The 12098-nt window shown below is 41.2% G+C and carries 11 protein-coding genes; 8 read left to right on the forward strand and 3 right to left on the reverse strand.

The window, feature by feature from the left end:
- The first annotated feature begins 503 nt into the window (after window positions 1-503).
- Window positions 504-1274 (forward strand): hypothetical protein, encoded by a 771-nt coding sequence (locus LYNGBM3L_RS30525; RefSeq protein ID WP_008190513.1) that lies wholly within the window; start codon window positions 504-506, stop codon window positions 1272-1274.
- Between the two features lie 57 nt (window positions 1275-1331).
- On the opposite strand, the gene LYNGBM3L_RS30530 is transcribed toward LYNGBM3L_RS30525, so the two are convergent.
- Window positions 1332-2753 carry an effector-associated domain EAD1-containing protein gene (locus tag LYNGBM3L_RS30530; RefSeq protein ID WP_008190515.1) on the reverse strand — a complete coding sequence of 474 codons (1422 nt, stop codon included), beginning with the start codon at window positions 2751-2753 and terminating at the stop codon, window positions 1332-1334.
- A 1077-nt stretch (window positions 2754-3830) separates the two neighbouring features.
- On the opposite strand from LYNGBM3L_RS30530, the gene LYNGBM3L_RS30535 reads away from it, so the two are divergent.
- Window positions 3831-5615, forward strand: a complete 1785-nt coding sequence (locus LYNGBM3L_RS30535) for an iron uptake porin (RefSeq protein WP_008190518.1) — start codon at window positions 3831-3833, stop codon at window positions 5613-5615.
- Between the two features lie 141 nt (window positions 5616-5756).
- Here the strand turns inward: LYNGBM3L_RS30535 and LYNGBM3L_RS44660 are convergent, their stop codons facing one another.
- Window positions 5757-5921 carry a hypothetical protein gene (locus LYNGBM3L_RS44660; RefSeq protein ID WP_154659971.1) on the reverse strand — a complete coding sequence of 55 codons (165 nt, stop codon included), beginning with the start codon at window positions 5919-5921 and terminating at the stop codon, window positions 5757-5759.
- A 459-nt stretch (window positions 5922-6380) separates the two neighbouring features.
- Here LYNGBM3L_RS44660 and LYNGBM3L_RS30550 point away from each other — a divergent pair, with 459 nt between their 5' ends.
- On the forward strand, window positions 6381-7337 hold the full coding sequence (locus tag LYNGBM3L_RS30550; protein ID WP_044495516.1) for a ribonuclease Z: 957 nt from the start codon (window positions 6381-6383) through the stop codon (window positions 7335-7337).
- Between the two features lie 184 nt (window positions 7338-7521).
- On the opposite strand, the gene LYNGBM3L_RS30555 is transcribed toward LYNGBM3L_RS30550, so the two are convergent.
- Entirely contained in the window at window positions 7522-9786 is a 2265-nt protein-coding gene (locus LYNGBM3L_RS30555) for a RelA/SpoT family protein (RefSeq protein ID WP_008190525.1), read from the reverse strand.
- Window positions 9787-10100: 314 nt separating this feature from the next.
- Here LYNGBM3L_RS30555 and patD point away from each other — a divergent pair, with 314 nt between their 5' ends.
- The 5 genes from patD (at window position 10101) to LYNGBM3L_RS49150 (ending at window position 11800) form a co-directional block, all read left to right on the forward strand.
- Window positions 10101-10475 carry a heterocyst frequency control protein PatD gene (gene patD / locus LYNGBM3L_RS35160; RefSeq protein WP_008190528.1) on the forward strand — a complete coding sequence of 125 codons (375 nt, stop codon included), beginning with the start codon at window positions 10101-10103 and terminating at the stop codon, window positions 10473-10475.
- Window positions 10476-10807: 332 nt separating this feature from the next.
- Entirely contained in the window at window positions 10808-10942 is a 135-nt protein-coding gene (locus LYNGBM3L_RS49145) for a hypothetical protein (protein WP_008190529.1), read from the forward strand.
- Between the two features lie 33 nt (window positions 10943-10975).
- Window positions 10976-11404, forward strand: coding sequence for a hypothetical protein (locus LYNGBM3L_RS30565; RefSeq protein WP_008190532.1), 429 nt, complete (start codon window positions 10976-10978; stop codon window positions 11402-11404).
- Entirely contained in the window at window positions 11404-11625 is a 222-nt protein-coding gene (locus tag LYNGBM3L_RS30570; protein WP_008190534.1) for a PEP-CTERM sorting domain-containing protein, read from the forward strand. The genes LYNGBM3L_RS30565 and LYNGBM3L_RS30570 overlap by 1 nt, the downstream gene beginning before the upstream one ends.
- Window positions 11626-11677: 52 nt before the next feature.
- The gene (locus LYNGBM3L_RS49150) at window positions 11678-11800 is read left to right on the forward strand and encodes a hypothetical protein (protein ID WP_267872118.1); all 123 of its coding nucleotides are present in this window, start codon (window positions 11678-11680) and stop codon (window positions 11798-11800) included.
- Window positions 11801-12098 lie beyond the last annotated feature (298 nt).

Here is a 12098-nt window from a genome sequence, read left to right on the forward strand (position 1 = left end):
GTTAACTGTTGAAGGTTTAATGTTGGAGGTTGAATGTTGAAGGTTGAATGTTGGAGGTTGAATGTTGGATGTTGGATGTTGAAGGTTGAAAGTTTACTGGTATAGCAGTCGAAGTAAAGGTTAAGACATAGTTTTGCTATCAGATCTGCTGTTGCATATTACCTATTACTCTTTCCCTAACTATACTTCAATGTCTATAATTCCTTTCTACTGCCCCTAATGCATTTTTTTATTAACTTTTGTTAAGTTACGCATAACTTCCTGAACTTTGCCTGATAAATCAATAGTGGTATTTGAAAACAAGTATGCTCAAAATTAACTCGAAGCCTAAGCAGTAAATGGTAATCTATTGATTGACTACTTCCTTAGGATTTAAAGGGTTTAAATAATTCAAACCTCATCAAACTATTGTCTTTTTATATAAAGGCGTTCAGCTATTTTTAGTATCCGAAGGTTTCAAAATACCAATACATACTAGCTGCTCCCGACAAAGGAGAGAATTTATGTTGGATAAAAATCTAGCAACTATTTTTAGGGCTTTTGCCATCTCTTTAGGTTTAACTATTGCTCTACCTGGTTATCTTCATGCAGAGAGCAAATTTCCTGATGCTAATGTCCCGCTTGTTGTCCAGTCTCTAGATGTATTGACAAATCAGATTGGATTTCCCATTGAGTTGGACTTAACCAAAGCACAAATTCGAGGAACGTTGCCAATTGAAAAATTCCGGGAAGATTTAGTTAACTCTATTAATCAATATGATGGGTATTACATCAAGAATACTCGTTATAACAAGTGGAAGATCAACGATATTAATCTTCAGTCTATTGACAATGGTGGAGCAACATTTTCCTTTACAGTCAATTTGCGTAAGTATGAATGCATCGATCTATTTTCTGGAAAGAAGTGTACTCGCTTGTTTTCTGTAACACCTAGTGGTGATGTCAGTCTTGGTATTGCCATACGTAATAACGATTTACAAGTTGCTTACCGTAACCACAATGTGCGTGGAAGGGGATGGTATTCTGATGCTCTGACTCTTCTTGAAGGTGTATTTCGCAATCAAACAGTTAAAGCGGTCAAGAAGGGTTTGGCAAATTTTGATGGTGTCAATTTAATTTCCTATCTTAAAGATGCGGGCGTTGATCAAAAGTTGAAACCCTATGGATTAAGCCTAGATAAACTCGTTAAGGCTGGTGTCTCTATTAACGCCGATGTCACTCCACAAGGGCTGAACTTTGTGATTGATTTACCTAATACCATAACCTTTGAATAATTGGTTAAGCTAATTTGTTAAGCTGTTAGGCACTAATGCTTAACAGCTTATTCATATTTATTTGATTTTTTCTAAAACTTGGTTATCTTCAATAATGTTCTCTATTTTTTGAAGAAGATTATATCTTTGTCGAGGCACCAAATATGCTGTTTCTCCGAATCCTATCACAAAGGATAAGATTCCACTACCAGGTCTAAATGAATAGTCAATTATTTGAGATTTTTTTATTTTAAACTTCCCAGTCGAATTATCATTATAACTAATCTTAACTTTTATATATCCTTTATAGTTTCTCTTGAGAAATCTTAATTTTTCTTCCTTGGTCCATTCCACATCATTAAGTAATATGTGTAATTCATGTAATTCATTATCTTTACCCGGGTTTTTTATAAATCTATCTATTACTTCAGCTTTATGTATAAAGATTTTCTTTAAATTATAATGTTTAGTTAGATGCTGGTTTTCAAAAACTTTTACGATTTCTGGGTAATTGTGAAAGTTTTCAGGGGACTTTACTAGTTTAGTGGGAAAAATGCTAAATATAAATGCTTCTCCTATTATCACCAAGATTACTAAGGTAACTGATCCTATTTGGTTCAGTCTTAAATTTGATTTTTTAAATAAATCAATAATAGCTATGATTGTAAATACTATAAAAAACAACATGCTAAGGGCTTTATACTGCTTAACCCATTCTATTCTACTCAAGAATTCGATTATCCAAGCCCCAGTAATATTAATAAAGAGGAATGGCAATATACGTGACACTACATAATCAAATTCAAATAAGCGGTTATTGCTTACCAATCTTATTATATAGCTGATTATATAGCTTGCTTTACTTCTCTTGGACTCGATTTTTAACCATTGATTGAGTTGACAAGCATTTTCTTGTGAAATATCAATATCTCTATTTTTTAATAAAAAATCAGCAAAGTCTATGATAGGTTTTTCACTATAAAAATTTTCATCAAGTATAGTATCCAAGTTATCTATAATATCATTTAAATTTGCAACAATTTTATCTTCCGAAAAATTGACTTTTTGAAAATAATCTCTATAAACCTCTTGCTTTGGCTTGTTATTTTTTTTTAAAGGATACAATAGGTCGAGTAAACTAGTCGTAATTTTAAATTTTTTCTTGATTGCATTTAACTCAGGATTAGCGCAATTTTGTTTAAGGGCGCTATTAATTAATAGTTCTAAACTATTATTACTATCAAAATGGTTGATTGTTTTGTTAACAATTTCACTGAAATTTCCACCAGTAGCAATCTCTGGCAGATTTTCATTTAATTGGAATCGTAGCATTTGTTTGAAGCCCTGTGGCTCAGGAAAAGCACTAAGCAGGGCTAACTGTATCTTCTCAAGGAGATAACCAGGGGTATTTCCAGCATTTTTTCTTCTAGCAGGGAAAACAGTAAATAGGGCTGACTCTATCTGATCAAGGAGATAACCAGGGATATTTCTAACCTTCATGTATAGCTCTCTACTTCTCAACCATAGAACTTAACATAATATTTATCAAGCTAGTCAGGTACAATAATCATGATACCTCAGATAATTATACTAAAAAATCATGAAACCCTACTCCGTTGATCCTAGACAAAAAATTATTGATGTTTATACTTAAGCTAATATCTATCAACATCAGCTTGCTAAACAGTTCTATGTGGGAGCAGGTCATTTTTGTAAGAAAACTTGAACTACAAACCCTTGAACTATAGTTTTTTCGGTGTTGCTGATTCTGGGTATGGTTTCGCCCCCCTAACCCCCCAAGCGAGGGATTGCTCGCTTGGGGGGAAAAAACTCTAAAAGTCCCCCGAGCGAGGGATTGCTCGCTCGGGGGATTTAGGGGGCTTCAACAAAACCATAGGTGCGCTTGACCCATTAAGAATTAAATTCGCCACGGGTCGCACCTGATGATCGCTCATTCATTCATTAGACTTCGCGGCAGTTGTCGGGAACAGGGAACAGCGATGCAGCGCGGTCTTGGGGAGGCAGCGCGGTCTTGGGGGTTCCCCCCATGAGCGACTGCCGTGGTTTCCCCCATGAGCGACTGCATCAAGACGGGAACAGGGAACAGTGGACAAGAATTGACGTAAACACTATCAGAAAAATACTTTTGCAAGAGGTCTATTAATTCAGCAACACCAATTTTCCTAGATAAATCCGGAGTTAATCTAGGAATGCTTCCTCTATTTGCTCGCTCTGAATAGGTTCAACTTGAGTGTAACAACAGCAGTTGGATATCTAACTCTTAGAGGATATCTGAAAAGTTTTTTGATACTGAATTTTGCCCCCCTGACCCCCCAACTTTGGGGGGAACAAGAGTCAATTTGCTTCTAAAAGTCCCCCAGAGGGGGACCAACGGGGGCTTGGATGTAGCAAATGAGACTTCTCAGACAACCTCTTAGAATCCCACACTTCCGACACTTCCCGCTTCACCCAGATATCAGAAACCTACCCCTGTTAGCATCACCCTACTGGGCAAATTGCTAAGATTTGCGCCATTATATCAATGTTTTCGGTGTGAGTAGTCAACTATCGTTCCCAATGCCCAAACTGACTTGGAGCTTGCCCCATGTAACTCCAGCTGCGATCGCTGCAGCATTTTTACTAACTCCCAATGGTCTAGCCAATGAATCTCAACCAAAGTCAACAACCGCCCAGGAATTATCCGTAGCAGTAGAATTACTTCCCCCCATCTCTGTGGGCGTGATGGAGCAGGTGACACCTGTTGACCAGTTGTTCCCAGGATCACCAACAACAGAATTACCAACAACTACACAAGAGTTTGACCATCAACTAACTCCCCATATCGAACCCAATCTCGAACCGATAGATGATCCGATGGATCAGGTGACATCAGTATCCCAGTTATCCGATGTCCAGCCCACAGATTGGGCATTCCAAGCCTTACAATCTATCGTAGAGCGCTACGGTTGTATGGCAGGATATCCTGATAGTAGCTATCGTGGCAATCGTCCCCTCAACCGTTATGAATTTGCTGCTGCTCTCAATGCCTGTTTCGATCAGCTCAGTAAGATAATTGTAGCTCCCAATTTGGCATCGTCCTACTTTAAAGAGGATCTAGAGGCAATCCAGCGTTTGCAAGGCGAGTTTACCCTGGAACTAGCTCGACTGCGTGGTAACCTCGATGCTGTCACCGCTCGTACTGCTGAAGTCGAAATTACTGAGTTTTCCACCACGACTAAGCTCAATGGCGAAGTAGACTTTATCCTAATTGACTACTTCACTGATAACAAAGCTGCCCCTTGTTGCAGTAGCCCAACTCAAGACGATAGTCTTACCACTACATTCACAGGTCTTGCCCTATTATCCTTTGATACCAGTTTCACCGGTAAAGACCTGTTACGCACTAGAATCGATACCACCGACGTGCCTGAATTTAATAACCCCCTTGATGGCACAGACATGACTCTCTATGACTTTGAAACAGATACAGACCAGGAGTTTGTCTTAACTGAACTATATTATCGATTCCCGATTAGCGATCGCATTCAAGCTCATATTGCTGCAGCAGGTCTGTCAGCCGATGAGATTACAGACCCCCTCAATCCCGTCTCAGCCCTCTCCCGTTTTGGAGTACATAACCCGGTTTATCGCCTAGCTGAAGGTGGTGGCGCTGCTATTCGTTATCAATTTAATGACTCAATTAGAATCAGTGTAGCTTATTTAGGTAGTGCCGCTAGTATCTCTAATCCCACCGAAGGTAATGGACTATTTAATGGTCAATTTGGTGCTTTCACTCAGCTAACCTTAACACCAAATCAGCGCTTAGGGATTGGATTGAATTATGTCCATTACTATTCTCCTGAACCCAACTCAGGGATTGATGTCACTGGGAGTACTGGCAGTCAATTTTCCCAAGCACCATTTGGTGATCAAACTGCCACCTCTGCTAATGGGTTTGGCTTACAAGCGAGATATCGACTTAGTCCTGGTTTTGCCCTTGGGGGTTGGCTTAGTTATATCAATGCCAACGCTGAATCCTCTCCCCGCCAAAGTGGTTTGGATGGCTCAAAGGGCGCTAAAGCTGATATCTGGACTTGGGCTATCACCATGGCATTTCCCGATTTAGGCAAAGAAGGCAATGAATTAGGTTTCGTGTTTGGAATGCCTCCTAGACTAGCTGAAAATGATATTAACAGTCGTCAAGATTTGGATTTATCTTACCATTTAGAAACCTTTTATCGCTACCAAATTAATGACAATATCTCCATCACTCCCGGTCTATTTGTAATTATATCTCCAGAACACAACAGTAACAACAATAGTATCGTAGTACCAATGTTAAAAACTAAATTTATTTTTTGATTTGTTGTAAGCCATCAGCCGTCAGCTGTCAGCCGTCAGCTGTCAGCCGTCAGCTTCAAATAAACCTGTTTGGCCTATGGCCACGCTACGGGAACGGTATATAGCAATTATCATAGCTATGAGGTACACAATTTCGGGATTTTAGGTAATAGGTAATGGGTAATAGGTAATAGGTAATAGGTAATAGGTAATGGGTAATGGGTAATAGGTAATAGGTAATAGGTAATAGGTAATAGGTAATAGGTAATAGGTAATAGGTAATGGGTAATAGGGATGCGCTGCATCAAGACAGGGAATCAGCTTCAAATAATACTGTACCTCATGACTGTGATCAACGCTATAATTTTCGAGATTAATGAGAATTGAAAGTCACCAGTAAAGTCCATCTAAGCATATGCAGAAAGCTGATAGCTGATAGCTGATAGCTGATAGCAGAAAGCTGTTCGCGTAGCGTGCGCGTAGCGCTTAAGCTGATAGCAGAAAGCTGATAGCAGAAAGCTGATAGCAGAAAGCTGATAGCAGAAAGCTGATAGCTGATAGCTGATGGCTGATAGCTGATGGCTGATAGCTGATAGCAGAAAGCTGAAATCTGAAAGCTGATAGCAGAAAGCTGATAGCAGAAAGCTGATAGCAGAAAGCTGATAGCAGAAAGCTGAAAGCTGATGGCTGACCCGGTGATATCCTACCCACTCTTCGAGACTATCGGACTCAGGCTGTGTACTATATATAGAAGAGTCAAGACAAGAACATTCAACAACAGGCTGCGTGGAAATTACATTTTTAGGAACTAGCTCCGGAGTCCCAACGCGATCGCGCAATGTGTCCAGTGTAGCGCTGCGCTTACCTCAGCGTGCAGAAGTCTGGCTGTTTGACTGTGGCGAAGGTACTCAGCATCAACTTTTGCGGAGTGACCTGAAAACCAGCCAGATCCGACGAATGTTCATTACCCACCTCCACGGTGACCATATTTTTGGTATGCCAGGTCTGTTGGCAAGCTGTGGCTTAGCGGGAAACATCGACAGGGTTGATATTTATGGACCACCAGGTTTAGATAGTTATCTCCAAGCTTGCCTAAAATACTCTCGCACCCATTTGGCATTCCCCTTCAAGGTTCACACAATAAAACCTGGTTTAGTCTACGAAGACCAGGAATTTACCGTTAGCTGTCTACCCCTCGAACATCGTGTACCAGCCTTTGGCTATCGAGTGTGTGAAAAAGACCGACCGGGCAGGTTTAATGTAGAAAAAGCGATCGCATTAGGAATTCCGTCTGGTCCTCTTTACGGTAAACTCAAACGGGGAGAAACGATTACCCTACCTAATGGGCGTAAGATTCAGGGTATTGACTTGTGTGGAGTACCCGAAACTGGTCGTAAAGTGGTTTATTGTACCGATACTATCTTCTGTGAGCAGGCTATTGAACTAGCAAAGGATGGAGATGTGTTGATTCACGAAGCTACTTTTGCCCATCAAGACGCTCAGATGGCTATTGAGCGCTTACATTCTACTTCTACCATGGCAGCTCAAGTTGCCCTTGGTGCAGGAGTCAAACAGCTAATTATGACCCATTTCAGTCCTCGTTATGCTCCAGGAAACCCCCTGAGGTTAGATGATTTGCTTCTTGAAGCACGGGCAATTTTCCCAAATACCATCTTAGCCTATGATTTCTTCACCTATGAGGTGCCTAGACGACGTTCAGAAGAAAAAGAAGTGGTTTGTTGAATCTTGACTGTTGAATCTTGACTGTTGAATCTTGACTGTTGAATCTTGACTGTTGAGTTAAATCTTGACTGTTGATTGTTAACCTTCTAACTTTCAACCTCCTAACTTTCAACCTCCTAACCTTAAACCTCCTAACCTTCAACCTCCTAACCTTCAACCTTCTAACCTCCTAACCTCCTAACCTTCAATGACATTCCTCCACCTGAGAAACACGTCGGATATTTAACACATCGCTCATTTGTTGGATTTTGGCAAAGCTGCAGTTGAGTTGTTGGTGATCGAGAATATCAATGCACAGGTCAATTAGAGCTGGTTTGCCATACTGAGTTTTGACTTGAGCTTTACGGACATTAATGTTTTGGTCACTTAAGCGAGAGAGAATGTCTTTGAAGACACCAACCCGGTCAATGACTTCAATTTGCACATTTACCGGGTAGGTTTGGGGACGTCCGTTATCGACATCAGTGGGATTCCAGCTGACCGGTACTAGTCTTTCTCCTAAAACATTTTCCACATTCACACATCCTTGCCGATGAATGGAAATCCCCTTAGTGCGAGTGACTACCCCAATAATAGATTCTCCCGGTAAGGGGTTACAACATGCAGCAAGGCGATACAGTAGTCCTTCTACACCAGCAATAGGATGTGTCTTACTAGGAAGTTGGGATTGGAGATTAATGGGGGTAGAGCTAGAATACTGTTGGATAACTTCACTTTCTTCTGGCTGATTGTCTAAACCAGCGTGTAGTTCTTCCCTTAGTCGTTTCACTACAAAGTTGAGTGTCACTGCACCATGACCCAGGCCAGCCAGTAAATCCTCTACTTTGTGGTAGTTACAGCGCTCCGCCACAATTTGCATTGGTGCTGATTTGAGCAAGGCTTCAAATCCTTTTTTCCCAAGTTCCTTCTCTAAGAGTTCCCGACCCCGAGCCACATTTTCTTCCCGATGCGATCGCTTAAACCATTGCCGAATACGATTTCTGGCACTGGCTGTTACCACAAAGTTGAGCCAATCTAGACTAGGGTGAGCGTTTTTGGTGGTGAGAATTTCTACGATATCCCCATTCTTTAGAGGACAATCGAGTACCCGCCACTCACCATTAACTCGTACACCAGCACAATGGTTTCCCACCTCGGTATGAATCCGATAGGCGAAGTCTACGGCAGTTGCCCCCCGACTCAAAGCGACTACGTCACCATCTGGTGTAAATACATAGACATCTTCATCAAATAAGTTATCTTTGATGTTTTCCATGTATTCCTGAGCATCTTTCAGGTCTTTCTGCCATTCCAATAACTGCCGCAGCCAAGTCAGCTTTTCATCATCAGCCGTGAATTTGGTAGTATTAGAGCCACCGGTTTCCTTATACTTCCAGTGAGCAGCAATACCCCATTCCGCCACATGGTGCATTTCCAGGGTGCGAATTTGGACTTCGATCGGGCGACCATTAAACCCAATCACTCCGGTATGGAGGGATTGATAGCGATTAGGTTTAGGTAAACCAATATAATCTTTAAACCGACCTGGAATTGGTCTAAACAGATCATGAACAACGGCTAAGGCTCGGTAGCATTCCTCTTTGGTTTCCACAATCACGCGCATTGCAGCAATATCATAGATTTCATGAAACCCCTTGTTCTGCCGCTGCATTTTCTGATATATTCCATACAGGTGCTTGGGGCGACTACTAATATCAACGCAATGAACACCGGTTTTCTGAATGCGCTCTCGCAAAAGTTCTGAGACTTCCTTGAGGCGCTGTTCCCGGTCTGAGCGTCTTTCTGCTACCAACGACTGAATTTCCCGATAAGCATCCCTTTCGAGATACTTAAAGGCTAAATCTTCTAGTTCCCACTTGAAGCAACCAATTCCTAACCTATTGGCTAGGGGGGCAAAGATATCTCGAGTTTCTTGGGCAATCTGACCCTGTTTTTGTGGCTTCAAGTATTCCAACGTCCGCATATTATGTAATCGATCTGCCAGTTTGACAACGATTACCCTAATATCTGCTGCCATGGCCAGGAACATCCGGCGGAAGTTCTCGGCTTGACGCTCAGTTTTACTCGAGAAGTTGAATTTAGATAGTTTGGTTACCCCTTCTACTAAATTTCGTACCTCCACTCCGAACCGGGATTCTATTTCTTCTGGAGTAATTTCCGTATCTTCAACTACATCATGGAGGAATCCAGCCGCTATCATAGTAGAGTTGCCTCCCAAATCCCTTAATAAATCAGCCACTGCAACAGGATGGGCAATGTAAGGCTCTCCTGATTTGCGGGACTGACCTTGATGGAGTTGGTAAGCAAATTTAAATGCCTCAGCGATTAACAAAGTATGATCACCGACTGGTTCCTCTGCCGCTGATGAAGCGGCTCTTAAGCAATCTTGCAGCCAGTCAGGAATCTCGACGTTAAAATTCAAAATAGAGTAGGTGGCGATCGCGTCCATAATTATTTGCCCCTCAGAGAAAAAATAGATACCGGAGTCTAGGAAAACCGAAGTCTACCAAAATGAGTACTGACTCAGAAGGGTGGCAAGCTTGTCGATGCAGCCAAACCCTTCTCAGCAGTCGGTTTAAGTAAAGCTTCCTCTCACCCTCCTTTTTCGTCAAGCCAGAATGCTGTCCGGATGCTCAAGTTCAAAGAGATGGAAGCTTCCTCCAATATTTAAGTGGCAGAGCCAAATTGTTGGTTTGGTAACTGCCCTGTCTTTAAAAAGAAAAAATTCTTTACATTTATAATTTTACGCTAATAGGGCTCACAATGTTATCTCAATCACATAATCAACGATTACGAGAATTCCAACAAGCCCTAGAACAAATGTACTACAAATTTGGCGCTGATGATGTGGCCCGATCAGCAATTCAGGAGCAGTTTCAAGCACTAAAGGGGCTGTTCATCACTGAGATCGCTAGTATTAGTGCCTCAGACATACCTCTGGATTATGCCTCTCGATGGCAGTCCCTAAAAACGGAAATTCACAAACAGATCCGATTATTGGAAAATGACCTGATGCTTCTGCAGGCATCCCGGAGTGCCCAGACAGCCAAATTGAGGCAGAAGGGAGTATGCGATCGCATTGGGACCCTGATTCAGTACTGCCAAGGGTGGCTGCAACAATCTCAGGAACAACCATAATACTCCTAGCGTAAGCATTCAGCTATCATCCTTAAAATTTATACAAAAGTTAAACCTGGCATCAAATCTTCATAAACGCGATCGCATATAGCAATCCTAAATCATTTGTAAAATTGGTAAAATCGTAAATCCTTGCAGGGCTTGGGTTATAGCGATAGCTTCGGCCAATATATTTCACGAATCATAAAGGAAACGCTATACATCGGACAGAGACACTGATAAATAAGAGGGAATGCACAGACAAAACAGCTCTATACTCCCTAATTTATACAACCACGAAGTGTCTAATCAGTTAAGTCAATTTCATTAAATATAAACTGCTTTCTGGATTAATGGCGACCGCTACTGTTTTAGGAGTTTTGTATTCTGCCAATCAAGCATCTGCAAATGTATCTGAGCAAGAATACAATCAACAGTATAGCAATTCAGGGAATTACGTACCAAAACTAACCTATGAGCAGTGGTAATACTTTAACGATTTCGTAAATGAAGAAAGATTAATGATAAATCAAGAGGATTTGCCTGAAATCGATTTTAATTTTCTGCGCTGGGAAAGTGGTGCCAACGATGTGGAAGTCTTTTTTATCAACGAAGGAGCCGGTTTCAGAAATCAACTATTCTATTCTGTGGATAATGGTAACAGTAAAGAAATAGTTTTTGATGATGTTTCCTCTCCCTTGAGCATTCTCCCTAACGACGATGGTCTTTTGGCACTTGGTCAAGGTGTAAATCTGGGGAATTTTGTCGGTGACACCTTTATTGAGTTTTTCATAAAGTCCGATGGGTACAATGATAATCGTGAAAACGACAAGTACTTTGGTTCCAATCGGGAAAAAATCCGCGACGAATTCAAGCTCGGCAGATTCAATCTCGACGGATTCATCATCTCTTGGGTTATGAAGTTGAATTTGGAGGGGAAAAGTTTGTGATGCTAGGATTTGAAGACGATTGGATATCCCAGCAAGCCCATGATTCAGGAGACCAAGACTTTAACGATGTTGTCTTTGTTATCAGCGGACTTACACACACACCGAGGCCACCATCAGGCAGTGTATCCACACCAGAACCAGGAACTTTAGTAGGTACGCTGTTTGCGTTCGGAGTTATGGGGTTAACGTCAGTACAGAAACGCCAAGGTAAAAAATCCTAGTCATAAGACTGAGGGAAAAGAAGGCTAAAGATAGTTACTTGGTAATTGGGCATTGGTTATTGGTCATTGGTTATTGGCTTACTATTACCCATTTCCCATTATCCATTATCTATTATCCATTATCCATTACCCATTACACATTACCTATTACCTATTACCTATTACCAGAACGTAGTCATATTCTTAGTTATAATGTGAATAGACAATATGAATCAAAAATAGTTTGTAGGAAACATTGCTGTATTCCTACAAACTATCTGTGTTTACCCCTATCAAGAATGGGTGCATCTCAGTTGTGTTGTTTGACTCGGTAAAATCCAGATTTTGGGTTTTACCGAAACATGATTCAATAGTGATGCCCAGGAATATTGAGTGATTGTATGATCAAACCAGGGGGAAAGTTGACTGAAGAATGGATTTTATGCTATCAGTCTAGTGATTGTATGATCAAGCCAGGGGGAAAGTTGGCTGAA

Source organism: Moorena producens 3L, from assembly GCF_000211815.1.
Classification (GTDB): Bacteria; Cyanobacteriota; Cyanobacteriia; order Cyanobacteriales; family Coleofasciculaceae; genus Moorena; species Moorena producens.